Annotated in this window: 24 protein-coding genes; all 24 read left to right on the top strand. The window is 70.2% G+C overall.

From position 1 onward, the window contains the following. Nucleotides 1-465: MarR family transcriptional regulator (locus INR38_RS11855; protein WP_207475954.1), on the top strand; the 465-nt coding region annotated here is incomplete at its 5' end. Nucleotides 466-732: 267 nt separating this feature from the next. Further along, entirely contained in the window at nt 733-1,548 is an 816-nt protein-coding gene (locus tag INR38_RS11850; RefSeq protein ID WP_016449091.1) for a MetQ/NlpA family ABC transporter substrate-binding protein, read from the top strand. 47 nt (nt 1,549-1,595) lie between these two features. Next, nucleotides 1,596-2,402 carry a MetQ/NlpA family ABC transporter substrate-binding protein gene (locus tag INR38_RS11845; protein WP_016449092.1) on the top strand — a complete coding sequence of 269 codons (807 nt, stop codon included), beginning with the start codon at nt 1,596-1,598 and terminating at the stop codon, nt 2,400-2,402. Between the two features lie 23 nt (nt 2,403-2,425). After that, a complete protein-coding gene (locus tag INR38_RS11840) occupies nt 2,426-3,619 on the top strand; it encodes an ATP-binding cassette domain-containing protein (protein WP_207443581.1) in 1,194 nt (397 codons plus the stop codon). Next, the gene (locus INR38_RS11835) at nt 3,591-4,253 is read left to right on the top strand and encodes a methionine ABC transporter permease (protein WP_012203707.1); all 663 of its coding nucleotides are present in this window, start codon (nt 3,591-3,593) and stop codon (nt 4,251-4,253) included. Before INR38_RS11840 ends, INR38_RS11835 begins: the two co-directional genes overlap by 29 nt. 83 nt (nt 4,254-4,336) lie before the next feature. Further along, a complete protein-coding gene (locus INR38_RS11830) occupies nt 4,337-5,629 on the top strand; it encodes an SfnB family sulfur acquisition oxidoreductase (RefSeq protein WP_207443582.1) in 1,293 nt (430 codons plus the stop codon). A gap of 5 nt (nt 5,630-5,634) precedes the next feature. Then, on the top strand, nt 5,635-6,912 hold the full coding sequence (locus INR38_RS11825; protein WP_207443583.1) for an SfnB family sulfur acquisition oxidoreductase: 1,278 nt from the start codon (nt 5,635-5,637) through the stop codon (nt 6,910-6,912). 25 nt (nt 6,913-6,937) lie between these two features. Further along, nucleotides 6,938-7,762 carry a MetQ/NlpA family ABC transporter substrate-binding protein gene (locus INR38_RS11820; protein ID WP_207443584.1) on the top strand — a complete coding sequence of 275 codons (825 nt, stop codon included), beginning with the start codon at nt 6,938-6,940 and terminating at the stop codon, nt 7,760-7,762. A gap of 25 nt (nt 7,763-7,787) precedes the next feature. Beyond that, nucleotides 7,788-9,152: an LLM class flavin-dependent oxidoreductase gene (locus tag INR38_RS11815; protein WP_013803957.1), complete on the top strand. Its 1,365-nt coding sequence runs from the start codon at nt 7,788-7,790 to the stop codon at nt 9,150-9,152. An 88-nt stretch (nt 9,153-9,240) separates the two neighbouring features. Next, nucleotides 9,241-10,542, top strand: coding sequence for an acyl-CoA dehydrogenase family protein (locus INR38_RS11810; protein WP_207443585.1), 1,302 nt, complete (start codon nt 9,241-9,243; stop codon nt 10,540-10,542). Nucleotides 10,543-10,813: 271 nt separating this feature from the next. After that, entirely contained in the window at nt 10,814-11,449 is a 636-nt protein-coding gene (gene msuE / locus INR38_RS11805) for an FMN reductase (protein ID WP_088166226.1), read from the top strand. Then, nucleotides 11,446-12,627 carry an acyl-CoA dehydrogenase family protein gene (locus tag INR38_RS11800; protein WP_012203700.1) on the top strand — a complete coding sequence of 394 codons (1,182 nt, stop codon included), beginning with the start codon at nt 11,446-11,448 and terminating at the stop codon, nt 12,625-12,627. The genes msuE and INR38_RS11800 overlap by 4 nt, the downstream gene beginning before the upstream one ends. A gap of 9 nt (nt 12,628-12,636) precedes the next feature. Further along, nucleotides 12,637-13,803 (top strand): sigma-54 dependent transcriptional regulator, encoded by a 1,167-nt coding sequence (locus INR38_RS11795; RefSeq protein WP_207443586.1) that lies wholly within the window; start codon nt 12,637-12,639, stop codon nt 13,801-13,803. Then, entirely contained in the window at nt 13,800-14,954 is a 1,155-nt protein-coding gene (gene ssuD, locus INR38_RS11790; protein ID WP_012203698.1) for an FMNH2-dependent alkanesulfonate monooxygenase, read from the top strand. Before INR38_RS11795 ends, ssuD begins: the two co-directional genes overlap by 4 nt. A gap of 101 nt (nt 14,955-15,055) precedes the next feature. Next, nucleotides 15,056-15,970, top strand: a complete 915-nt coding sequence (locus INR38_RS11785) for a LysR family transcriptional regulator (RefSeq protein WP_012203697.1) — start codon at nt 15,056-15,058, stop codon at nt 15,968-15,970. Between the two features lie 167 nt (nt 15,971-16,137). Next, nucleotides 16,138-17,511, top strand: coding sequence for an SLC13 family permease (locus INR38_RS11780; protein WP_012203696.1), 1,374 nt, complete (start codon nt 16,138-16,140; stop codon nt 17,509-17,511). Between the two features lie 65 nt (nt 17,512-17,576). After that, complete coding sequence (gene mdcA / locus INR38_RS11775; RefSeq protein ID WP_207443587.1) at nt 17,577-19,259, top strand: malonate decarboxylase subunit alpha; 1,683 nt, start codon at nt 17,577-17,579, stop codon at nt 19,257-19,259. Nucleotides 19,260-19,269: 10 nt separating this feature from the next. Next, nucleotides 19,270-19,602, top strand: coding sequence for a malonate decarboxylase acyl carrier protein (gene mdcC, locus INR38_RS11770; RefSeq protein ID WP_207443588.1), 333 nt, complete (start codon nt 19,270-19,272; stop codon nt 19,600-19,602). Continuing rightward, on the top strand, nt 19,599-20,516 hold the full coding sequence (locus tag INR38_RS11765; protein ID WP_207443589.1) for a biotin-independent malonate decarboxylase subunit beta: 918 nt from the start codon (nt 19,599-19,601) through the stop codon (nt 20,514-20,516). The genes mdcC and INR38_RS11765 overlap by 4 nt, the downstream gene beginning before the upstream one ends. 5 nt (nt 20,517-20,521) lie before the next feature. After that, nucleotides 20,522-21,223, top strand: a complete 702-nt coding sequence (locus INR38_RS11760) for a biotin-independent malonate decarboxylase subunit gamma (protein WP_097203377.1) — start codon at nt 20,522-20,524, stop codon at nt 21,221-21,223. Nucleotides 21,224-21,237: 14 nt separating this feature from the next. After that, a complete protein-coding gene (gene mdcG / locus INR38_RS11755) occupies nt 21,238-21,933 on the top strand; it encodes a malonate decarboxylase holo-[acyl-carrier-protein] synthase (protein WP_242699043.1) in 696 nt (231 codons plus the stop codon). Beyond that, on the top strand, nt 21,930-22,790 hold the full coding sequence (locus INR38_RS11750; protein ID WP_207443591.1) for a triphosphoribosyl-dephospho-CoA synthase: 861 nt from the start codon (nt 21,930-21,932) through the stop codon (nt 22,788-22,790). Before mdcG ends, INR38_RS11750 begins: the two co-directional genes overlap by 4 nt. Then, on the top strand, nt 22,787-23,698 hold the full coding sequence (locus INR38_RS11745; protein ID WP_207443592.1) for an acyltransferase domain-containing protein: 912 nt from the start codon (nt 22,787-22,789) through the stop codon (nt 23,696-23,698). The genes INR38_RS11750 and INR38_RS11745 overlap by 4 nt, the downstream gene beginning before the upstream one ends. A gap of 77 nt (nt 23,699-23,775) precedes the next feature. Further along, nucleotides 23,776-25,746, top strand: coding sequence for an acetate--CoA ligase (acs, locus tag INR38_RS11740; protein WP_207443593.1), 1,971 nt, complete (start codon nt 23,776-23,778; stop codon nt 25,744-25,746). Nucleotide 25,747 lies beyond the last annotated feature (1 nt).

Genomic DNA, 25,747 nt, shown 5'->3' with positions numbered 1-25,747 from the left:
CCCGGCACCGACACGCCGGCCGCCGGCCTGGGCCTGCTGCTGCTGTGGCTGGCCGACGATGTGGAGCAGCGCGCCAACGCATCGCTGCAGGCGTTCGGCCTGTCCGAGAGCAAGCTCGACGTGCTCATGATCTTCGGCCTGGCCGAGCGCGGGCTGCTGGGCGACACGGTGGTCACACCGTCCTATATCGCCAGCTACGTCGGCGTGACGCGCTCGTCGGTGACGGGCCTGCTGGACTGGCTGGAAAAGCGCTCGCTGCTGGCGCGCAGCCTCAGCCAGGAAGACCGCCGCAGCTTCGACCTGGCGCTCACCGACCAGGGCCGCGAGGTGCTGGCCCGCGCGCTGCCGGCCTTCTGGCGCATGTGCGAATCGCTGGTCGACTACCTGGACGACGGCGAGCGTGCCAGCCTGCAGTCCATCCTCTTCAAGGCCTGGACGAGGATGAAGGCGCAGCAGGGCGCTTGAGCCTGGGAGCGCGGCAGGCCGCCCTGGCTGCCGCAAGCCTGCGCAGCCGGCGCGGTGCCATATTTCGCGCGGACATAAGCTCAATCTTGCCTGTGCAAAATTTCCTTTGCGATCAATGCCTTGCGCCGCGCATGGCTCGCTATAAGGAAATGTGAATTCCGTCGTGGTGCGCGCCGGGGCCGGGTGTTGCAATGCCTTCAGAGGCCATGCCGGCAGGCGCCATGTGGGCGCCGGCGCCGGGCCTGGCCGAGCTGGAGGAACCACGCCTTGCCCACGCGCAGAAACACATTGCTCTGGTCGCTCGCCGCCACGCTGGCGCTGCCCGGCCTTGCGGCGGCCGCCGCGCTGAAGATAGGCGTCACGCCCGGCTCGCTGGCCGACTCCGTGGAGGTCGCCGCCAAGGAGGCGCGCGCCCAGGGGCTGGACGTGCAGGTCATCGAGTTCACCGACTGGACCACGCCCAACACGGCGCTGGCGGCAGGCGACATCGACCTCAACTACTTCCAGCACCAGGCCTTCCTGGACAACGCCATCCGCGAGCGCGGCTATGCCTTCACCAGCGTGGCCACGGGCCTGCTGCCCAACATCGGCCTGTACTCGCTCAAGACCCAGCGCTTCGCCGATCTGAAGGAGGGTGCGCGCGTGGGCGTGGCCAACGACCCCGTCAACCAGGGGCGCGGCCTGCTGCTGCTGGAGAAGGCCGGCCTGATCCAGCTGCGCGAAGGCAAGGGCCCGCGTGCGGGGCTGGACGACATCGTGTCCAACCCGCGCAGGCTGCGCTTTGTCGAGATCGAAGGGCCGCAGCTGGTGCGCGCGCTGGACGATGTGGACCTGGCCCAGGGCTACCCGGCCCACTTCGTCAACGCCGGGCGGCCGCAGGTGGCCGGCAATGCGCTGCTGTATTCGGGCATTGACGACCTGTACTACGCCATCCGCTTCGTCTCGCGCCAGGACAACGCCCGGGACCCGCGCATTGCGCAGTTCGTGCGCATCTACCAGACCTCGGGCGCCGTGCAGGCGCAGATCCACAAGTCATTCGCCGCCAACGACAGGCTGTACAGCCTGCCGTGGCGCAAGCCGTGACGCGGCCCCTTCCTGCCTTTTTCGAACCTTTTTTTCCGGAGATCCCGATGAAGCTTTCCCGTGCCCTGATCGCCCCGCTGGCCGCCCTGGCCCTGTTCTCCGCCCACGCTGCCGACAAGCTGCGCATCGGCGTGGTGCCCGGCGCCTACGCCGACTCGGTGGCCGTGGCCGCCAGGGAGGCCAAGGCCCAGGGCATCGATGTGCAGGTGGTGGAGTTCACCGACTGGACCACGCCCAACGTGGCCGTGGACTCGGGCGACCTGGACATCAACTACTTCCAGCACCAGCCCTTCCTGGACAACGCCATCCAGAAGAACGGCTACAAGCTGGCCAGCGCGGGCACGGGCATCCTGGCCAACGTGGGCCTGTACTCGCTCAAGCACAAGGCCATCGCCCAGGTGCCGCAGGGCGGCAAGGTGGGCATTGCCAACGACCCCGTGAACCAGGGGCGCGGCCTGCTCTTGCTGCAGAAGGTGGGGCTGATCAAGCTCAAGCCCGGCGTGGGCTACCTGGGCAGCCTGGACGACATCGTCGAGAACCCCAAGAAGCTCAGCTTCGTCGAGGTCGAGGGGCCGCAACTGGTGCGCATCACGGGCGACGTGGACATCGCCCAGGGCTACCCGCACTTCATCGTGGCGGCCAAGGCCTTCGATCCTTCCAGCGGGCTTGCGTATTCGGGCATCGAGGACGCGCGCTTTTCCATCCAGTTCGTGGTCAAGGCCAACCGCACGCAGGACCCCGTGGTGCAGAAGTTCATCCGCATCTACCAGAACTCCGATGCGGTGAAGGCCGAGGCCCAGCGCGCCTTTTCCAACGACAAGCGCCTGTACAACCTGGCCTGGGTCAAGCCCTGAGCGGCACGGGGAGGACTTCAGCCATGTCAACCAGCATTGCAGCCAGGCAGCCCCTGGCGGACAGGCCGGCCCACGAGGCGGACAGGCCGGCCCATGACGCGGGCAGGCGCTCATCGGCAGCGGCCGGCACCACGCGGGAATCCATCCGTGGACCCGGCGCCGTGGCCTTCAGCGGCGTGGCCAAGACCTACCAGTCTTCGGCCGGGCCCGTACAGGCGCTGGACGCGATCAGCCTGGAGATCGCGCCGGGCAGCATCTTCGGCATCATCGGGCGCAGCGGCGCGGGCAAGTCCAGCCTGCTGCGCACCATCAACCGGCTGGAGCAGCCCAGCAGCGGCCAGGTGCGGGTCGACGGCGTGGACATCGGCACGCTGGACGAATCGCAACTGGTGCAGCTGCGCCGGCGCATCGGCATGATCTTCCAGCACTTCAACCTGCTGTCGGCCAAGACGGTGCATGACAACGTGGCCCTGCCCCTGCAGGTGGCGGGCCTGCCGCGCGCACGCATCGATGCACGGGTGAATGAGCTGCTGGCCCTGGTGGGCCTGCAGGAGAAGGCTGGCACCTATCCGAGCCGGCTGTCGGGCGGGCAAAAGCAGCGCGTGGGCATTGCCCGCGCCCTGGCCACCGACCCCGAGATCCTGCTGTGCGACGAGGCCACCTCGGCCCTGGACCCCGAGACCACGCAGTCCATCCTGGAGCTGCTGCGCACCATCAACCGCAAGCTGGGCATCACCATCGTCCTGATCACGCACGAGATGAGCGTGATCCGCGAGATCGCCGACCGCGTGCTGGTGCTGGAGCAGGGCCGCATCGCCGAGCTGGGCGAGGTCTGGAAGGTCTTCGGCAACCCGCAGCACCCGGCCACGCGCGCCCTGCTGGCACCGCTGCAGCACGGCCTGCCCGACGACCTGCGCCAGCGCCTGCTGAGCACCGCGCCCGCAGGCCGCCACGAACGCATCCTGCAGCTGACCTACCGCGGCGAGGACGGGCTGGAGCCCGACTTCCCGCGCATCGCCCAGGCCCTGGGCGGCCGGGTTCGCCTGCTGCATGGCGGCGTGGACCGCATCCAGGGCCATGCCCAGGGGCAGCTGCTGATCGCGCTGGGCGGCGGCACAGCCACGCATGACTGGCACACACTGACGCAGGGCCCGGCGGCCATTGCGCATGACATCAAGGATCTCGGATATGTCGCTGAATCTGTCCATTCCCATTGAGCGCTACGGCAACGCGCTGGCCGACACGCTGATGATGGTCGGCGTCTCGGGCGGCATCGCGCTGGCGGCGGGCATTCCGCTGGCGGTGCTGCTCATCGTCACCGCGCCCGGCGGCTTCCTGGCCTCGCCGCGCACGCACCGTGCGCTGGGCAGCGTGATCAACGGCTTCCGTGCCACGCCCTTCATCGTGCTGCTGGTGGCGCTGATCCCGTTCACGCGGCTGGTGACGGGCACCACCATCGGCGTGTGGGCGGCCATCGTGCCGCTGGCCATCAGCGCCACGCCGTTCTTTGCGCGCATCGTCGAGGTCAGCCTGCGCGAGGTCGATCCCGGCCTCATCGAAGCCGCCCAGGCCATGGGCTGCCGCAAGTGGGACATCGTGCGCCACGTCTACCTGCCCGAGGCCCTGCCCGGCATCGTGGGCGGCTTCACCATCACCCTGGTGGCGCTGATCAGTTCCTCGGCCATGGCCGGCGCCGTGGGCGCGGGCGGCCTGGGCGACCTGGCCATCCGCTACGGCTACCAGCGCTTCGACACCCAGGTGATGCTGCTGGTGATTGCCGTGCTGATCGCGCTGGTCACCGTGGTCCAGGTGCTGGGCGACCGCTACGTGCGCCGGCTGCGCAGCCGCTGACGCTGAAAACAGGCACCAAGCCTTTCCCTCCGGGGCCGCCGCCTGGCGGCCCTCTCCCCACCGACTCAGCAACGAGGCACGGAATGACTACACCGGATGCCCTGGGCGCAGCCTTGCCCGGCAACACACACCACACCCCGGGCGGGGCGCTGCGGCGCCTGCCCCTGCCGCCCTCCCCTCCGCACCGCATCACCAGCGAGGCCGAGGCCCTGCAGGCCGCCCAGGCCCTGGCCGATGAATGGCGCGTGGACGCAGCCGCCCGCGACCATGAGCGGCGCCTGCCCTGGCAGGAAATCGAGCGCCACACGGCCAGCGGGCTGGGCGCCATCACCGTGCCCCGCGCCTACGGCGGCCTGGGCGCTTCCTACGAGACGCTGGCCCAGGTCTTCGTCACGCTGTGCGCGGCCGACCCTTCGCTGGGCCAGATTCCGCAGAACCATTTCGCCGTGCTGCAGAACCTGCGGGACATGGGCAGCGAGCCCCAGAAGCGCCGCTGGTTTGCCGACGTGCTGGCCGGCCACCGCCTGGGCAATGCCGGGCCGGAACGCAAGGGGCGCGCGGCCCATGTGCTAGAGGCCACGGCGCGCCTGTCGCGCGATGCGGCAGGCGGCCTGCGCGTCAGCGGCACGCGCTTTTACTCCACGGGCTCGGCCTTCGCGCACTGGGTGCCCTTCCGTGCCCAGGACGAGGAAGGCCGCATCGTGCAGGTCTGGGTGCGGCGCGATGCGCCGGGCGTGACCGTGTTCGACGACTGGGACTCCTTCGGCCAGCGCACCACGGCCAGCGGCAGCGTGCAGCTGGACCAGGTGCAGGTACAGCCCGAGGACGTGGTGCCTGCCTGGCAGTTCGAGGCCACGCCCTCGCTGTCCGGCCCGGTGTCGCAGCTGATCCAGGCCTCCATCGACGCGGGCATTGCCCAGGGCGCGCTGCGCGACGCGGTGGACTTCGTGCGCGACAAGAGCCGGCCCTGGATGGACTCGGGTGTGGCGCGCGCCAGCGACGATCCCCACCTCATCCACGAGGTCGGCCAGTTGCAGATCGAGGTGGACGCAGCCCATGCCGTGCTGCTGGAGGCCGCGCGCACGCTGGATGCACTTGCTGCAGCGGCGGGTGGCGCGGTGGACGAGCAGGCCAGCGCCCAGGCCTCGGTGGCCGTGGCCGAGGCCAAGATCCTCACCACCGAGGCCGCGCTGCAGGCCGGCGAGCACCTGTTCGCGCTGGCCGGCTCCTCGGCCAGCCGCGCTGCCCACCGCCTGGACCGCCACTGGCGCAACGCGCGCGTGCACACGCTGCACGACCCCGTGCGCTGGAAATACCACCTGCTGGGCAACTACCTGCTCAACGGCACCCTGCCGCGCCGCCACCAGTGGAACTGACCGCCATGACACAGACATCGACCCAAGAGCTGCAGGCCCTGGTCTCCACACCGGGCAGCCAGCCCGCTCCCGCAGCGCCTCCGGCCCGGCCCGCCCACATCATCGGCAGCGAGGCCGAGGCGCTGGAAGCGGCCCGCAGTTTTGCCGCCCTCATCGCCCCCGGCGCCCTGGCGCGCGACCGCGACCGCCTGCTGCCCTGGCAGGAGGTGGAGCAGTTCAGCCAGAGCGGCCTGTGGGGCATCACCATTCCCCGGGAGTACGGCGGCGCGGGCGTGTCCACGGCCACGCTGACGCGGGCCATTGCCCTGATTGCGGCGGCCGATGGCAACTTCGGCCACATTCCGCAGAACCACTACTACTCGCTGGAAGTGCTGCGCGTGGGCGGATCGCCCGCGCAAAAGGCCTTCTTCTATGACCGTGTGCTGCGCGGCGAACGCCTGGGCAATGCGCTGGCCGAGATCGGCCACCGCGACTTCCAGCGCCGCACCCGGCTGCTGCGCGAGAGCGGCAGCTGGTTCGTGCAGGGGCGCAAGTTCTATTGCACGGGCGCCCTGTTCGCGCACTGGATTCCCACCCTGGTCAGCGCGCAGGAAGAGGCGCCGGGGCAAGGCGAGCGCATGTATCTGGTCTTCATCCCGCGCGATGCGGCCGGCGTCACCGTCACCGACGACTGGGATGGCTTCGGCCAGCGCGTGACGGGCAGTGGCTCCGTGCAGTTCGACCGCGTGCGCGTGGAGCCCGAATGGGTGGTGCCCTTCACCAGTTCCTTCGAGCGGCCCACCACCATCGGCCCCTTCGCCCAGATCATCCATGCCGCCCTGGACGCGGGCATTGGCCACGGCGCGCTGCAGGCCGCCCTGCCCTTCATCCGCGAGCATGCGCGGCCCTGGGTGGACGCGGGCGTGGCCAGCGCCACGCAGGACCCGCTGCTGCTACAGCAACTGGGCAATGTCCACGTGCGCCTGCGCGCCGCCGATGCCCTGGTGGCCCGCGCGGCCCTGGCCGTGGACGCCGCCCAGCGCGCGCCCACGGATGACAGCGTGGCCGCCGCCTCGGTGGCCGTGGCCCAGGCCAAGGCGCTGAGCACCAGCGCCAGCCTGCTGGCCGGCAGCAAGCTGTTCGAGCTGGCGGGCACGGCCTCCACCCTGGCGGGACAGGGCCTGGACCGCTTCTGGCGCAACGCGCGCACCCACACCCTGCACGACCCCGTGCGCTGGAAATACCACGCCGTGGGCAACTACGTGCTCAACGGCATACGCCCGCCGCGCCATGGCGCGCTCTGACCTTTATCAACGACACAGGAATGCAATGATGACAACGACCTCCCCCACCCTCTGGCCCCGGCTGGCCGCCTTCCTGGGCGCTGCCCTGCTCGCGGGCAGCGCCCTGGCCGCGCCCCTGAAGATCGGCGTGGTGCCGGGCATCTTCGCGGACTCGGTGGAAGCCGCCGCCAAGGAGGCCAAGAAGCAGGGCCTGGACGTGCAGGTGGTGGAATTCACCGACTGGGCCACGCCCAACGTGGCGCTGGACGCGGGCGACATCGACCTCAACTACTACCAGAACAGCAACTACCTGGCCAATGCAGCGCGCAGCAAGGGCTTCAAGTTCACCAGCGTGCAGGCGGGCATCCTGTCCTATCTGGGCCTGTACTCCACGCGCCACAAATCCCTGGCCGACTTGCCCACGGGCGCCAAGGTGGCCATTGCCAGCGACCCCGTCAACGTGGGCCGCGGCCTGCGCCTGCTGCAGCACGCGGGCCTGATCACGCTGCGCCCCGACACCGGACTGCTGGGCACCCAGGCGGACATCGTCTCCAATCCCAGGAAGCTGCAGTTCGTGGAGATCGAGGGCCCGCAGCTGGCGCGCACCACGCCCGACGTGGACCTGGCCCAGGGCTTTCCGTATTTCATCATCGCCTCCAAGGCCTTCGATGCCAGCAAGGGCCTGGCCTACACCAGCTACGAGGACGACTCCTGGGCCATCCAGTTCGTGGCCCGCAGCGACCGCGCGGCCGACCCGCGCATCGCCCGCTTCCTGGACATCTACAAAAACTCCGACGTGGTGCGCAAGGCCATCCACGCCTTCTACCTGAACGACCAGAAGCTCTACCGCCTGGCCTGGTTGAAGAACTGACGCAACGGACTGCAGGACCCGCCCCATGACGCAAGCCAAGCGCCACATCCACGTCAACGCCTTCAACATGAACTGCGTGGGCCACATACACCACGGCCTGTGGACCCATCCGCGCGACCGCTCCACCGAGTACGGCACGCTGGCCTACTGGACCCACATCGCCAGGGTGCTGGAGGAAGGCCTGTTCGACGGCATCTTCATCGCCGACGTGGTCGGCTACTACGACGTCTACCAGGGCGGCGTGGACCTGACCCTGCGCGAAGGCATACAGCTGCCCGTCAACAACCCCTGGCTGCTGGTCTCGGCCATGGCGGCGGTGACGCGGCACATCGGTTTCGGCCTCACGGCCACCGTGGGCGCGCACCAGCCTTATACCTTCGCGCGCGACGTGACCACGCTGGACCAGCTGACCAACGGCCGCATCGGCTGGAACATCGTCACCGGCTATGTGGACAGCGGCGCGCGCGGCCTGGGCCAGGACGGCCTGGCCGAGCACGACAGCCGCTACGACCGCGCCGACGACTTCCTGGAGCTTTCCTACAAGCTCTGGGAAGGCAGCTGGGAAGAGGGTGCCGTGATCGCCGACAAGGCGCGGCGCATCCACGCCCTGCCCGGCAAGGTGCACCCGGTGGTGCACGAGGGGCCGTTCTACCGCGCCAACGCCATCCACATGAGCGCGCCTTCGCCGCAGCGCACGCCCGTGCTGTTCCAGGCCGGCACCTCGCCGCGCGGGCTGCGCTTTGCGGGCCGGCATGCCGAGGGCATCTTCATCGGCGCGCGCACGCCCGAGGCCGCGCGCGAGGCCTCGCGCCAGCTGCGCCAAGCCGCCGTGGACGCGGGCCGGCGCCCCGAGGACATCAAGATCTACGCCGGCGTGGCCGTGGTGCCCGGACGCACCGAGGCCGAGGCCCGCGAGAAATACGCCGACTACCTGGCCCATGCCAGCGCGGAAAGCGGGCTGGCCCACTTTGCCGCCAGCACCGGCGTGGACTTTGCGCAGTACGGGCTGGACGACCCCATCTCCTTCGGCAACACCAACGCCATCCAGTCGGCGGCCCAGGCCGCCCAGAAGCAGGGCTGGACCACGCGGCGCAAGCTGCTGGAGCAGTTCACGCTGGGCAGCCGCTACGCCACCATCGTGGGCGACCCGTCCCAGGTGGCCGACGAGCTGGAGCGCTGGATCGACGTGGGCGAAATCGACGGTTTCAACCTGACCCGCATCGTCGCGCCCGAGACCTGGGAAGACTTCGCCCGCCTGGTCGTGCCCGAGCTGCAGAACCGGGGCCGCTACCGCACCAGCTACGGCGAGGACGCCACGCTGCGCCAGCGCCTGTTCGGCCAGGGCGACCGCCTGCCCGCCAGCCACGCCGCCGCGCGCTGGCGGCGTTGAAGTCCTTAGCCACCCTCCCCCACCGGCCCGTGGCCCGGCCCTGCCTTGCAGGCAGGCCGGGTTGGCGGGCCTTTGAATTTGCAAAGCCATGACCACCACCCTCCCCTGCGCCACCGAGCCTGCGGCCTACGCGGCGCCCGGCCCAACCACAGACGGCCCGGCCGATCCCGACGCGCCCTCGCTGCCATCCCTGCAGGCGCGCTTTCGCCCCGTGTTCGACCGCATCGCCCAAGGTGCGGCCGAGCGCGAACGCACGCGTAGCCTGGCCCATGAACCCATCGCCTGGCTGCGTGACATCGGCTTCACCGCGCTGCGCGTGCCGCGCCGCCTTGGCGGGGCCGGCGCCAGCGTGGAGCAGCTGTTCGCGCTGTGGACCGAGCTGGCCGAGGCCGACTCCAACGTCGCCCAGATCCTGCGCCCGCACTTCGGCTTTCTGGACCGCGTGCTCATCGACCGCGATGCCGCCACCCAGGCCCGCTGGCTGCCGCTGGCCGCGCGCGGCGCCGTGTTCGGCAATGCCACCACCGAGGTAGGCACGGGCACCCTGGGCACGCTGCAGACCACCCTGGTGCCCGATGCGCAGCCCGGCTGGTGGCGGCTGGACGGGCGCAAGTTCTACAGCACGGGCACGCTGTATGCCGACTGGGTGACCGTGGTGGCGCGCGCGGTGGAGCCGGGCAAGGAAGACCAGACCGTGCACGCCGTCGTGCCCACCTCGGAGGCCGGCGTGCAGCGCTTCGATGACTGGCGCGGCTTTGGCCAGCGCCTGACCGGCTCGGGCACCACCGTGCTCAGCCAGGTGCGCGTGCCCGACGACGCCGTGATCCGCTTCCCGCGCGCCCAGCCCACGCCCCTGGTGGCCTATTTCCAGCTGGCCCACCTGGCCACCCTGGCCGGCATTGCCCGGGCCTTGCAGCGCGATGCCATCGCCTATGTGCAGGCGCGCCGCCGCGTGTTCAGCCACGGCAGCGCCACCCTGCCCAAGGACGATCCGCTGGTGCAGCACATCGTCGGCCAGCTGGCCGGCACGGCCTACATCGCAGGACTTGCCGTGGCCGACGTGGCCGCCGAGCTGGGCCGCATCGCGCGCGAGCGCGAGGCCGGGCGCGAGGTGCCGCTGCAGCAACTGCATGCTCTGGAGCTGCGCACGGCCCAGGCCCAGGTGGCCGTGGTCGATCCCGTGCTGCAGGCGGCCGCGCGGCTGTTCGAGGTGGGCGGCTCCAGCGCCCTGTCCGAAGACCTGGCACTGGACCGCCACTGGCGCAATGCGCGCACCCTGGCCTCGCACAACCCCGTGCTGTACAAGGCCCGCTCGGCGGGCGACATCCTGCTCAACGGCGCCGACCCCATCTACTACTGGCACGTGGGCGTGACGGGCGTGGCGGGCTGAAGGCCCTTGCGCGGCCGCGCTGCGCAGGGACGGGCGCAGCGGCCGTGCGCATATCGCCAGAACGCATTAGCACATGCCATGCGCCACAAAATTCCTTTCAGAAACAAGCACTTGCCAAGGCACCCAAACCGATAAGCAAATGCGTTAAGTTTCTTTCGCCATACCGGCGTTCGGCCCTGTAATGAAGGCATCCATCCCACCTCGTCCGGGCTGGCAGTCTTCGCAAACCGCATGCCGCGCTGCCTCCTGGAACCCACGCCAAGGAGTTTCCATGAGCCGATCGCTGAAGACTGTCATCGTCAATGGCAGCCTGAGCCGCCCCTCCCGCACCCGTGTCCTGCTGGACGCCCTGCATGCCCGCCTGGGCCAGGAGCTGCCGCTGCAGGCACAGGTCATCGACCTGCTGGACCTGCAGCCCCACCTGGGCGCGGCCCTGTCCAAGAACGACCTGCCGCCGGCCACGCTGCAGGCCATCGAAGCCATCGAGCAGGCCGACTTCCTCATCGTCGGCGCCCCGGTCTTCCGCGCCAGCCTGCCGGGCCTGCTCAAGCACCTGTTCGACCTCATCGACCTGGACGCGCTGCAGGGCACGCCCGTGCTGCTGGCCGCCACCGGCGGCAGCCCGCGCCACGCCCTCATCCTGGACCACCAGCTGCGCCCGCTGTTCGGCTTTTTCTCGGCCCTCACCCTGCCCATTGGCGTGTACTCCACGCCCGAGGACATCCAGGACGGCCAGGTCCACAGCGAATCGCTGCGCCAGCGCATCGAGCTGACCGTGCAGCTGTCGGCCCCGGTGCTGCGCGGTGCGCTGCAGCAGCTGGTGCAGGCCCAGGCCCAGGCCGAAGCCGAGGCACAGCGGCCCGTTCCCGAAGCCGCCGACCTGGCCCTGGCCGGGCAGCCCGCGTGAGCCAGGCAGAGGCCGTCCCTGCGGACCCGATAGCCACTGCGCAGGATCTGGCGCAGCGCCTTGCCGCCACGGCAGCCCGGCGCGATGCCGCAGGCGGCACGCCCAAGGCCGAGCGCGATGCGCTGCGCGCCAGCGGCCTGCTGGCACTGAGCATTCCGCGCGAGCTGGGCGGCCTGGGCGCGGACTGGGTGCAGACGCTGGAGACGGTGCGCATTCTGGCCACGGCAGACGGCTCGCTGGCCCATGTCTACGGCTTCCAGCACCTGCACCTGGCCACCGTGCAGCTGTTCGGCCAGCCCGCCCAGTGGCGGCCCTGGCTGCTGCAGACGGCGCGCCACCGCTGGTTCTGGGGCAATACGCTGAACCCTCTGGACCGCCGCACCACGGCCACGCGCCAGCCCGGCCACTGGGAGTTCTCGGGCAAGAAAAGCTTCACCTCGGGCGCGCTGGACTCGCAGATGCTGGTGGCCTCGGCCATCGATGCCGACAGCGGCCAGTTGCTGATCGGCGTGGTGCCCACGGAGCGCACGGGCATCACCTTGCTGCGCGACTGGGACAACATGGGCCAGCGCCAGACCGACAGCGGCTCGGCCCTGTTCGAGCGCGTGCGCGTGGAGGCGGCCGAGCTGCTGCTGGACCCCGGCCCGCTGTCCACGCCGCATGCCGCGCTGCGCCCGCTGCTGGCCCAGCTCATCCTGGCCCATCTGTTCCTGGGCATTGCCCAGGGCGCGCTGGAGCAGGCGCGCGGCTACACGCTGAACGAGGCGCGGCCCTGGTTCAAGTCCCCGGCCGATGCGGCCGGCGCAGACCCCCACATCCAGGCGCTGTATGGCGAGCTGTGGGCCGCGCTGGAAGGCGCGCGCCTGCTGACCCTGCAGGCCGCGCAGCGCTTTGACGCCGCCTGGCGCCGTGGCCCGGCACTGACCGCCCACGAGCGCGGCGAAGTCGCCGTGGCCGTGACGGCCGCCAAGATTGCCACCACGCGCTCGGGGCTGGACCTGTCCAGCCGCATCTTCGAGGCCACGGGCGCGCGCGCCACGCACGCGGCGCTGCGCTTTGACCGCTTCTGGCGCAACCTGCGCACGCAGACGCTGCACGACCCGCTGCACTACAAGCTGCAGGAGCTGGGCGACTGGGTGCTCAACGGAACCCATCCGCAGCCCAGCTTCTATTCGTGACGCCGCGCCATGAACACCCGTCTGCCCACCTGGCCGCCCGGCAAGTCCTCGGCAACACCTGCGCCCGTACCTGCAACCGTGCCTGCGCCCGCAGCCTCTGCCGCGCACGATGACGGCGCCGCGCCCGCGCCGTGGATACTGCAAGACCCGGCCTCGCAGGCCCTGCTCAAGACCATGGGACAGGTGGCCGCCAGCGAGGCCGGCGTCCTCATCCTGGGCGACAGCGGCGCCGACAAGGAAATGGTGGCCCGCCACATCCACCGCCTGAGCCCGCGCCGCCACGGCCCCTTTGTCGCCGTCAACTGCGGCGCGCTGTCCGAGGCCCTGATCAACGCCGAGCTCTTCGGCCACGAAAGCGGTGCGCTGACGGGTGCCTTCGGCAACCTGCCCGGCCGCTTCGAGGACGCCCACGGCGGCACCCTGCTGCTGGACGAGATCGACGACCTGCCCCTGCACATCCAGAGCAAGCTGGTGCGCGTGCTGCAGGACAAGGCGGTCACCCGCATCGGCGCCAGCCAGCGCACGCCGGCCAACGTGCGCGTGCTCGCGGCCAGCAGCGCGCCGCTGCACACCAAGGTGGCGGCGCGGCGCTTTCGCGAAGACCTGTACTACCTGCTCGATGTCGTCACCCTCACCGTGCTGCCGCTGCGCCAGCGCCCGGCCGACATCCTGCCGCTGGCGCGCCACTTCATCGCAAGCTACTGCCAGCGCATGCGCTACGCGCCCATGGCACTGAGCCAGGACGCGCAGCGCAAGTTGCTGGAGCACGACTGGCCCGGCAACAGCCGCGAGCTGGAGAACGTCATCCACCGCAGCCTGCTGCTGACCCAGGGCATGCACATCGGCGCGGGCGACCTGCACATCGCCAGCAGCCAGGGCGAGCCCGATCCCGTCCCCACACGCGAGGCCGAACACGGCGCCCAGGCCGCCGCCGCCGAACTGGCCCTGGGCGAAGCGCTGGACAGCCTGTGCGACGTGCATGCCGAAGGCCTGGAGCAGCACGTGCTGGGCGCCCTGCTGCTCAAGGCCTGGCAGCGCAACCGCGGCAATCAGGTGCAGACCGCGCGCCAGCTGGGCATCAGCCGCAGCGTGGTGCGCGCGCGGCTGCAGCGCCTGGGCCAGGTGCCGGGCGAGGCCGCGCCACCGTCTTTTCCATCGTCCCCGGAGATCCCATGAGTCAAGACCCCCACGCATCGCCAGACATCTTCTGGTTCCTGCCCACCTCGGGCGACACGCGCTACCTCGGCACCTCCGACTTCGGCCGCGCGCCCACCAACGCCTACATGCGCCAGATCGCCGTCACGGCCGAGGAGCTGGGCTACGACGGCCTGCTGATCCCCACCGGCAGTTCCTGCCTGGACCCCTGGGTGGTCGCCTCCAGCCTGGTGCCCGTCACGCAGCGCATCAAGCTGCTGGTGGCCCTGCGCACCTCGCTGGGCGCGCCCGTGTCCAGCGCACGCCAGGCCGCCACGCTGGACCAGGCCCTGGGCGGGCGCCTGCTGCTCAACGTGGTGCCCGGGGGCGATGCCACCGAGCTGGAGGCCGACGGCATCTTCCTGGCCCATGACGAACGCTATGCCTATGCCGATGAATTCCTGACCATCTGGCGCCGCCTGCTGGCCGGCGAGGCCGTGGATTTCGACGGCAAATACTTCAAGGTCAAGCAGGGCCGCAACTTCTTTCCCCCGGTGCAAAAGCCGCATCCGCCGCTGTACTTCGGCGGCTCCTCGGACGCCGCCCACGACCTGGCCGCGCGCCAGGTGGACGCCTACCTCACCTGGGGCGAGCCCCCCGCCGCCGTGGCCGAAAAGTTCGCCGACATCCGCCGCCGCGCCGCGCAGCAGGGCCGCCAGGTCCGCCTGGGCGTGCGGCTGCACGTCATCGTGCGCGAGACCAACGAGGAGGCCTGGGCCGATGCCGAGCGCCTGATCAGCAAGCTCACCGACGAGGACATCGCCCGCGCCCAGGCCGGCTATGCGCGCATGGACTCCGTGGGCCAGTCGCGCATGGCCGCGCTGCACGGCGGGCGGCGCGACCGGCTGGAGGTGGCGCCCAACCTCTGGGCCGGCGTGGGCCTGGTGCGCGGCGGCGCGGGCACGGCCCTGGTCGGCGATGCGGCCACCGTGGCCGAGCGCCTGCGCGAGTACGCTGCGCTGGGCGCGGACAGCTTCGTGCTCTCGGGCTACCCGCACCTGGAGGAATCCATCCGCTTTGCCGAGCTGGTCTTCCCCCTGCTCGGCAAGCGGGCCGTCACCACCAGCGACCAGGCCCAGACCGGCGGCGCCTTCGACATCCGCAGCATCCAGCGCAGCCAATCCGCATCGTGAGCCGCCCGGGGCCCCGGCCCCCGGACAGACCGGAGTCTGTGCACGCAACGCGATCAACGCCACAATCCGCCCGTCCCCCACGATGAGAGCGTGACGTTGCCATGAGCCTGAGAATCGATGACGAAATAACCTTCCGCAGACTCGAGGTGCTGCTCGCCTTCCTGGAGACAGGCAATCTCGCCAAGACGGCGGAACGGCTGGAGACCAGCTCGGTCAGCGTGCACCGCGCACTGCACGCGCTGGAGGCCGGCATGCGCTGCGCCCTGTTCCGGCACGAGGGGCGCAACCTCAAGCCCACCGAGGCAGCGCAGACACTGGCCGATGTCGCCAGGGAAGTGCTGGCCACCATGTCCGAGGGCATACGCGCCACGCGCGAGGTGGCAGGCTACTCGGCGGACCGCATCCGCATCGGCTCGCTGTACTCCCTGACCAACCGCACCGTGCCGGCGCTGGTGATGGCGCTGAAGCTGCGCCGCCCCGATCTGCAGACCGAACTGGTGCTGGGCTCGAACGCCGGCCTGCTGGAGCGGCTGCGCAACGGAACGCTGGACGCGGCGCTGATGGCCATGCCGGACAACGCCGCCGACATGCAGACGCAGCTGCTGTTCGAGGACGACATTTTCTTTGCCGCGCCCGTGGGCTCGCCCTATGCGCATCTGGCCGAGGTCGATCTGGGCGCCATGGCGCGCGAGAACTTCGTGAGCCTGGGCGAAGGCTTTGCGACCTATGGCGGCTTCATCGAGTCCTTCCGGGTGGCCGGCTTCACGCCCAACGTGGTGATGAAGACGGATGACATCTTCTCGCTGATGAACCTGGTCAGCGGCGGCGTCGGCTACACGCTGCTGCCCGGGCGGGTGCGCGGCGTGATGCCGCAGAAGGTGCAGCTGATACCGCTGCAGGCCAGGTATCTGATGCGCCAGACCATCGTGCTGACCTTTTTGCGCTCCCGCGAACGCGACCCCAACCTGCTGGCCCTGCTCAGCGTGTGCCGCCTCGCGGACGGCCAGCTCGGCTGACCCGGCATGCCGGGGGCGACAGCCCCGCTTCGCCGGGTTAACCCTTCATTGTTTCTCTCTGCGTAATTGTTGGCGCTCGCGCTTTATTGATGCGCTCCGGGCCGCCGCGTACCGTGCATACCAGCATGCACACGTATTGCAGGCGCATAAAAAACCGGAGACATCGCATGAATTCCCATTGGATATCGATTGGCGCGTTGATAGGCATGTTCGTCCTGGCGACGGCACTGCCCATCAACATGGGCCTGCTGGCCTTTGTCGGGGCCTTCCTGGTCGGCACCCTGGTGGCCGGCATGGGGACCAAGGCCATCATTGGCGGTTTTCCCGCCGACCTGTTTCTGACGCTGGCGGGCATCACCTACCTGTTCGCGCTGGCGCAGAACAACGGAACCATCGACTGGCTGGTCCGCATGGCGGTGCGCGCCGTGCGCGGGCGCATTGCCGCCATACCGTGGATCATGTTCTTCATTGCGGCCCTGCTGACGGCAGTGGGCGCCGTCAGCCCTGCGGCCGTGGCCATCATCGCGCCCATTGCCCTGGGCTTTGCTGCCAAGTACGGCATCAATCCGCTGATGATGGGTCTGCTGGTGATCCATGGCGCGCAGGGCGGCGGCTTCTCGCCCATCAGCATCTACGGCGGCATCACCAACAAGATCGTGGCCAAGGCGGGCCTGCCGCTCAACGAGATGGCGACCATGCTGGCCAGCATGGGGGTCAACCTGGCCGTGGCCGTGCTGCTGTTCTTCCTGATGGGCGGCGCCCGGCTGATGCGCATGAAGGCCGATGCCGATGGCAGCGTGCCCGCCACGCCGCGCGTCTCGCATGCCCAGGGCGGCGCCCAGGTGTATGGCGACGCCGAAGGCGAGGCCCTGTCCGAGGAGCGCAACACGGCTGCACGCTCCAGCGACTCGCTGATGCGCGCCGCCCCTGAACAGGACGCCGCCCCGCAATCGCGCAGCTACCAGGTGGCCACCGTGGTCGGCCTGCTGGCGCTCGCGGTCCTCACCCTGTTCTTCAAGCAGGACATCGGCTTCGTCTCCATCACCATCGGCCTGGTGCTGACGCTGATGGCGCCCAACCTGCAAAAGCGCGCGCTGGGCCAGGTGTCCTGGCCCGAGATCATGCTCATCGTGGGTGTCAGCACCTATGTGGGCGTGATGGACAAGATGGGCACCATCGACTTCGTAGGCCACAGCGTGGCGCAGCTGACCTCGCCCCTGGTGGCGGCCTTGCTGCTGTGCTTCGTGGGCGCCGTGGTGTCGGCCTTCGCCTCCTCGACGGCGGTGCTGGGCTCGCTGATTCCGCTGGCCGTGCCCTTCCTGCAGGGCGGCTCCGATGTGAGCGCCGTCGGCTTCATCGCGGCCATGGCCGTGTCCTCGACCATCGTGGATGTCAGCCCCTTCTCGACCAACGGCGCCCTCGTCCTGGCCAATGCCAAGGGCGTGGACCGCGACCGCTTCTTCCGCCAGCTGATGGTCTACGGCGGCCTTGTCACCCTGGTGGCGCCGCTGCTCGTGTGGCTGCTGTTCGTGGTCCTCTAGCCAGGCACTTCGACCGGGACGCCCGCCACCTGCCCCCTCCATGTCACGCCAACCCCTGATATCCCATGACTGACCCCTCCTGGAACCTCAAAGCCGGGGAGCGCGCCGCCAGGCTGGCGCGCGCCCAGGCAGCCCTCGGGCCGCGCCTGGCCGGCAAGCGCGTCGATGCCGGCGCCATCACCGAGCTGCTGCACGCCGTGCTGGCGCCCGGCGACCGCGTCTGCCTCGAAGGCAACAACCAGAAGCAGGCCGACTTCCTGGCCCGCGCCCTGGTCCAGCTCGATCCGCAGCAGGTGCACGACCTGCACATGGTGCAGTCGGTGCTGGCGCTGCCGGAGCACCTGGATGTGTTTGAGAACGGCATCGCGCGGCGGCTGGACTTCAGCTTCTCCGGCCCGCAAGGGGCGCGGCTGGCCAAGCTGGTCTCGGCCCGGCAGCTGGAGATCGGGGCTATCCACACCTACCTGGAGCTGTTCGCGCGCTACTTCGTGGACCTGACGCCCAAGGTGGCCCTGGTCGCGGCCCACGCGGCCGATGCCCAGGGCAACCTGTACACCGGCCCCAACACCGAGGACACGCCGGCCATCGTCGAGGCCACGGCCTTTTCGGGCGGCATCGTCATCGCCCAGGTCAACGAGATGGTGGATGGCACCACCACGGCGCTGCCGCGCGTGGACATTCCCTCGGACTGGGTGCATTTCGTCGTGCAGGCGCCCCGGCCCAACGTCATCGAGCCGCTGTTCACGCGCGACCCGGCCCAGATCAGCGAAATCCAGGTGCTGATGGCCATGATGGCCATCAAGGGCATCTACGCCGAGTACGAGGTCCAGCGCCTAAACCATGGCATCGGCTTCGACACGGCGGCCATCGAGCTGCTGCTGCCGACCTATGGCGAATCGCTGGGGCTGAAGGGCCGCATTGCGCGGCACTGGGCGCTGAACCCGCATCCGGCGCTGATACCGGCCATCGAGGCCGGCTGGGTGGAGTCCATCCATTCGTTCGGCTCCGAGTTGGGCATGGAGGACTACATCCGGGCACGCTCGGACGTGTTCTTCACCGGCGCCGACGGCAGCCTGCGCAGCAACCGCGCCTTCTGCCAGGCGGCGGGCCACTATGCCTGCGACCTGTTCATCGGCTCGACGCTGCAGATCGACCTGGACGGCAACAGCTCCACCGCGACGCTGGGGCGCATTGCCGGCTTCGGCGGCGCCCCCAACATGGGCGCGGACGCGCGCGGACGGCGCCATGCCAGCGCCGCCTGGCTCAAGGCCGGGCGCGAGGCGCGGGCGGGCCGCAGCGGCGCGGCAGGCACGCCGCGCGGGCAAAAGCTGGTGGTGCAGATGGTGGAGACCTTCCGCGAGCACATGCAGCCCGCCTTCGTGGAGCGGCTCGATGCCTGGACGCTACAGGAGCAGGCCGGCATGGACCTGCCGCCCATCATGATCTACGGCGAGGACGTGACCCACATCCTGACGGAGGAAGGCATTGCCAACCTGCTGCTGTGCCGCTGCGACGAAGAGCGCGAGCAGGCCATCCGCGGCGTGGCCGGCTACACGGCCGTGGGCCTGGCGCGCGACCGTCGCATGGTGGAGAACCTGCGCGACCGCGGGGTGATCCGCCGTCCGCAGGACCTGGGCATCGACCCGCGCCAGGCCACGCGCAATCTGCTGGCCGCGCGCAGCATGCGCGATCTGGCCCAGGCCTCGGGCGGGCTGTACCAGCCTCCCCGCCGATTCAGGAACTGGTAGGAGAGACGATATGAGCGAGATACCCGCAGGGCTGGAGTCCCTGAGCTATTGCTTCGCAGGCGGCCGGCCGGCCGGCGCCTTTGCCCCCGTCCTGGTCGGCGTGGTCGGCTCGGGCAACCTGGAGGTGATGCTGGAGAGCACGGGCGGCGATGGCTGCGAAGTGCAGGTGCAGACCTCGGCACACGGCTTCGGCGCCATCTGGCAAGCCGTGGTGGAGGATTTCCGCGAGCGCCACCCCGTGGGCGGCGTGCGCGTGTCCATCAACGACATGGGGGCCACGCCGGCCGTGGTCAGCCTGCGGCTGGACCAGGCCCTGGCCGAACTGCAGGGAGGCCAGTCATGATCAGCTACGCGGAATGCACGGCGCGCGAGCGCCTGGCGAAGCTGCTGGATGCCGGCAGCTTCCATGAATGGCTGCCGCCCTCCGAGCGTCTGACCAGCCCCCATCTGGCACAGCTGGGCGTGCCCAGCGCCTTTGACGACGGCGTGGCCATCGGCCGGGGCCTGCTGGGCGGGCGCACGGTGTTCGTGGCCGCGCAGGAGGGCGAATTCATGGGAGGGGGCGTGGGCGAGGTGCATGGCGCCAAGCTCGTGGGCCTGCTGCGCCGCGCCCTGCTGGAGCGGCCCGCGGCCGTGCTGCTGCTGGCCGAGTCGGGCGGCGTTCGGCTGCATGAGGCCAATGCCGGGCTGATCGCGGTGTCGGAGGTCATGCGCGCCCTGCTGGACGTGCGCGCCTCGGGCATCCCTGTGGTGGTCCTCATCGGCGGGGCCAACGGCTGCTTCGGCGGCATGGGCATCGTGGCGCGCTGCGCCGACCAGGTGGTGATGAGCGACATCGGCCGCCTGGCCATGTCGGGACCGGAGGTGATCGAGGCCTCGCACGGCGTCGATGAATTCGATGCGCGCGACCGCGCCCTGGTCTGGCGCACCACGGGCGGCAAGCACCGCTGGCTGTGCGGCGACTGCGATGCGCTGGTGGCCGACGATGTCGAGGCCTTCCGCGCCGCCGCCATCGCCGCGCTGGACCACTCCCGTCCGGTGAGTCTTGAAGGGCTGCTGCAGGAGCATGCGCTGCTGCGCGCGCGGCTGGACACCCTGGATGCCCTCAAGGCGGACAGCGCCATCGGCCCGCAGGACGAGGCCATGCGCCTGTGGCAGGCCCTGGGCGTGCCCGACGCCTGGCGCGTGCCCGACCTGGACGCCGCCGCCGTGCGGGCCTTGCGCACGACGCCCGCCACGGGCATTTCACAGGAGTAGCTGCCATGCAATGGAACACACTTGCCGAGCACCTGTTCGGCCCGGGCCACCAGATTCACGCCAACGGCGATTTCCTCGAAGGCCACGCCGTGTTCGATGGCCAGCCCCTCACCATCGTCGGCACCACGGGCCACGCGCCCATCGGCGTGCGGCTGGCCCTGGCCCAAGCCCGCGTGGTGCTGGAGACGGTCGGCGCGCACCCTGGCCGCCCCATCGTGCTGCTGATCGACACGCAGGGCCAGCAGTTGCGCCGCCATGACGAGCTGCTGGGCATCAACCGTGCCATGGCCCACCTGGGCACCTGCATCGACCTGGCACGGCGCCGGGGCCACCGCGTCATCGGCCTGGTCTATGACCAGGCGCTGTCGGGCGGCTTCATCACCTCGGGCCTGATCGCCGATGCCTGCTACGCCCTGCCCGAGGCCGAGATCCGCGTGATGCGCATCCCCGCCATGTCGCGCATCACCAAGCTGCCCGAGTCCCTGCTCAATGCCTTGTCCGAGTCCAACCCGGTGTTCGCGCCCGGCGTGGGCAACTACGTGGCCATGGGCGGCGTGCGCGGCCTGTGGCAAGGCGATCTGCAGGCGGCGCTGCGCGACGCCCTGGCCCACAGCCCGCGCGAGGACATGCGCGCACTGGACGGCGCCGAGCGCGGTGGCCGCAAGCTGGCCGCCGAGGTGGTGCAGCGCGTCCTGGCCGCTGGATGAAGGCAGGCCGCAGCATGCTGGACACCCTGCACCGCCACCAGCTGGTGGACCTGGGCCCGCAGGCCTGGGCGGACCTGCTGGAACGCCCCTGGGATGCGCAGGCGCGCGAGATCCTCACGCACTGGCGCGACCATGCACTGCCACTGGTGGTCGCGCGGCAGTCGGCCGAGCATGCCGCCGCCGGCCTGATGGCGCTGGGCCTGCCTGCGCCCGGGCGCTGGCAGCGGCGGCGCATGGGCTTCGATGTGGCGCGCGGCGCGGCCATGGGCACCCGCGAATTTCCCTCGCTGGACGAGCTGATGGCCTCGCCCCTGGCGGTGTCCGGCGCCCTGCGCCAGGCGCTGGACTCCTTGCAGCAGCGATTGCACACGGCCGGGGCGACGGGCTTTGTCTTCGGCAGCCACGGGTGGCAGTGCATCACGGGCCTGCCCTATCTGCGGCCCGGCTCGGACATCGACCTCTGGGTGCCGGTCGATGGCGCCGAACAGGGCGATCGGCTGGCCAGCCTGCTGCAGGCCATGCCGCAGGAAGGCCCGCGCGTGGATGCCGAGCTGGTGTTTCCCGGCGGCTGGGCCGTGGCCTGGCGCGAATGGGCCGCCTGGCGTGCAGGCAGGGTGCGATCGGTCCTGGTCAAGGGCCTGCACGGGGTGGCACTGCGTGAAGACCATGAATGGTGTGCGTCGGCTGCGGCGCCTGGAGTTCCTGCATGAAACCTGCCCTTCTCCACCCGGCCCGGGCCTTGCCATCGACCGGGCATATCGGCCGCGCGGCCACGCTGGCCCTCTACGACGAGCTGTCGCTGACACCCAAGCCCGGCCTGGTGACCCTGGTGGACCGCGGCAGCCATGACGACATGGATGCCCACAGCTTCATGCGCAGCCTGTTCGCGCTGCGCAGCTACTTCCCCAAAATGGCCCAGGCAGGCAGCCAGGGCGCATCGTTTCCCGTGCTGGAGCGCCTGGGCATCGAGGCGGAGCGGCGCATGCTGGCCGCCACCGGCGACATCAACACCCACCGTGGCGCTGTCTTCATGCTGGGCCTGCTGTGCGCGGCCGGCGGCGCGGTGCTGGCCGAGCAGGCCTGCATTCCCGGCGCCGCATGGCTGCGCGAGGCCCTGTGCCGCCACTGGGGCGATGCGCTGCAGCAGCGCAGCCTGCGGACCTCCGCCCTGCCCGGCGGCATCGCCGCGCGCCGCCACGGCCTGCGGGGCGCATCGCAGGAGGCGGCCCTGGGTTTCCCCGTCCTGTTCGACACCGCCGTGCCGGCGCTGGCCAGAGCGCATGCCAGCGGGCTGCCCGCTCCCTTGGCGCGGCTGGAGGCCCTGTTCCACATCATGGCGGTGCTGGACGACTGCAACATGGCCCACCGCGCGGGCATGCAGGGGCTGCGCCATGGCCAGGATGCCGCGCGGCGCTTTCTCCAGGCGGGCGGATGCGCGCATCCCGACGGCCTGTCCAGGGCGCAGGCCATTTGCGACGATTTCGTGGCGCGCCGCCTTTCGCCGGGCGGCGCGGCCGATACCCTGGCGGCGGCCTGCTGGGTGCTGCGTGTCTGCGAGCGGCCATGAGCTTTGCACTGCTGTTTTCAGGCCAGGGTACGCAGCATCCCGCCATGCTCCCCTGGCTGGCGGACGATGCATGGACACAGGCAGTCTGTGAACAGCTGCAGGTTGCGCACTGGCGCGACAGGTTGGCCGATGCGCCGTGGGCCGAGTCCAACGCCGTGGCCCAGCCCCTGCTGGCGGGCCTGGCCATGGCCGCGTGGATGCAGCTGTCCCCGCAACTGCCCGCGCCTTCGGCCGTGGCGGGCTACAGCGTGGGGGAACTGCCCGCATTCGGTGCCGCGGGCGCGCTGGATGCCTGCGACATCGTCGCCCTGGCCGCGCGCCGCGCGGCGGCCATGGACCGCTGCGCCCAGCAGATGCCCGGCGGCGGGCTGCTGGCCGTCAGCGGCCTGCCGCCCGCACGCATGGCCGCCCTGCTGGAGACGACCGGGCTGGCCGTGGCCATACGCAACGGCCCAGAGAACCTCATCCTGGGCGCCCCCCATGCGGCGCTGGAGCAGGCGCAGGCGCTGGCAGTGCGCCAGGGCGCGCATGCCACCCGGCTGCGCGTGCAGGTGGCTTCCCACACCCCGTGGATGCGCCAGGCCGCCCAGGCCTTCGCACAGGACCTGGGCCAGGTGGCCGTGCACGCGCCCGCCGTGGCGCTGTTCAGCAACACGGCCCGGCGGGTGCGTGACGCCGCAGGCGCCCGTGCAGCCCTGTCCGAGCAGATAGCGGGCACGGTGCACTGGGACGACTGCATGGACAGCATTGCCGCACGCCAAGTGCGGTGCGTTCTGGAAATCGGCCCCGGCCAGGCACTGGCACGCCTGTGGAACCAGCGCCATCCGGACATTCCGGCCCGCTCCTGCGACGACTTCCGCAGCGCGGCGGCCATTGCCGGCTGGATAGGCCGGCACTGCGGGGACTGACGCCCCGGGGCCTTGCGCCTGAGCTTTTGCACCGGCTTCGTGACCCCCTTGATTTCTAGACCCTGGAGACAACCACCATGAGCCAAGACCTTGCACCGTCCTATCCCCCATCTGCAGAGCTGGCCCGCAATGCGCGCGTGAGCGGGCGCGCCGCCTATGACCGGCTCGTCGCGGAGGCGGACGCCGACCCCCAGGCGTTCTGGGGCCGGCTCGCACGCGAGTTCGTCGCGTGGAAGCGCCCGTTCACGCGAGTGCTCGATGAAAGCCGCGCCCCGTTCTACGAATGGTTCAATGACGGCACGCTCAACGCCAGCTGGAACTGCCTGGAGCGCAACATCCAGCGGGGGCTGGGCGAGCGCACGGCCCTCATCTTCGAAGCCGATGACGGCTCGGTGACGCAGGTGACCTATGCGCAGCTTCTTGTGCGGGTCAATCGCCTGGCCAACGCCCTGCGCAGCCTGGGCGTCGGCAAGGGCGACCGCGTCGTCATCTACATGGCCATGTCGATTGACGGCGTGGCCGCCATGCAGGCCTGTGCACGCATAGGCGCCATTCACTGCGTGGTGTTCGGCGGCTTCTCCGCCACGGCGCTGTGCGACCGCATCGCGGACACGGGGGCCTGCGCCGTCATCACGGCAGACCAGCAAGTGCGGGGAGGACGGCAATTGCCCCTCAAGAGCATCGTGGACGAGGCCCTGGCCCAGCCCGGCTGCGAGCAGGTCCGCCACGTGCTGGTGGCACGGCGCACGGGCGCCGCCATCGCCATGCACCAGCCCCGGGACCTGTGGCTTGAAGAAATCACCGCAGCCCAGAGCGATGTCTGCGAACCGGAATGGGTGCAGGCCGAGCATCCGCTGTTCCTGCTCTACACCTCGGGCTCCACCGGAACCCCCAAGGGCGTCCAGCACGCCACGGGAGGCTATCTGCTGCATGCCGCCGTGACCTGCGCCTGGACCTTCGACCTGCAGCCCTCCGATGTCTTCTGGTGTACGGCGGACATCGGATGGGTGACCGGCCATACCTATATCGCCTACGGCCCGCTGGCGCTGGGCGCCACGCAGGTGGTGTTCGAGGGCGTTCCCACCTACCCGGACGCGGGACGCTTCTGGAAAATGATCGAGGCCCACGGGGTGACGGTCTTCTACACGGCGCCCACGGCCATTCGCTCGCTGATCAAGGCCGCCGACGCCGATGCGCAGGTGCATCCCGCGCGCTACGACCTGGGCAGCCTGCGCATCCTGGGGTCCGTGGGCGAGCCGATCAATCCCGCCGCCTGGCACTGGTACCACGAGCAGGTGGGCGGGGGCCGCTGCCCCATCGTCGATACGTTCTGGCAGACGGAGACGGGCGGGCACATGATCACGCCGCTGCCCGGAGCCACGGACCTGGTGCCCGGCTCCTGCACGCTGGCCTTCCCGGGCATTGCCGCCGCCGTGGTGGACGAGGCCGGCAACGAGCTGCCCTGGGGCGACAGCGGCATCCTGGTGATCAAGCGCCCCTGGCCCTCCATGATCAGGAACATCTGGGGCCATCCCGAGCGGTTTGTCGCCAGCTACTTTCCCGAAGAATTCAAGGGCCGCTACTACCTGGCGGGAGACGGCGCGGTCCGCGATGCGCGCACCGGCTACTTCACCATCACCGGCCGCATCGACGATGTGCTCAACGTCAGCGGCCACCGCATGGGCACGATGGAGATCGAGTCCGCCCTGGTGGCCATGACCGACCTGGTGGCGGAGGCCGCCGTCGTGGGGCGGCCCGATGACACGACCGGAGAGGCCATATGTGCCTTCGTCGTCCTCAAGCGTTCGCGGCCCAGCGGCGCCGAGGCAGCCGACATCGCCCGGCTGCTGCGGGAGTGGGTGGCCAAGGAGATCGGGCCGATCGCCAAGCCCAGGGACATCCGGTTCGGCGACAACCTGCCCAAGACCCGCAGCGGCAAGATCATGCGGCGATTGCTGCGCAGCATTGCACGCGGCGAGCCCATCGTGCAGGACACCTCCACCCTGGAGAACCCGGCGATCCTGGAGCAGCTGTCACAGGCCTGCTGAA

This window comes from Delftia sp. SD018 (assembly GCF_017355445.1).
Classification (GTDB): domain Bacteria; phylum Pseudomonadota; class Gammaproteobacteria; order Burkholderiales; family Burkholderiaceae_C; genus Comamonas; species Comamonas acidovorans.
This window is presented reverse-complemented; position numbering and strand designations above follow the sequence as displayed.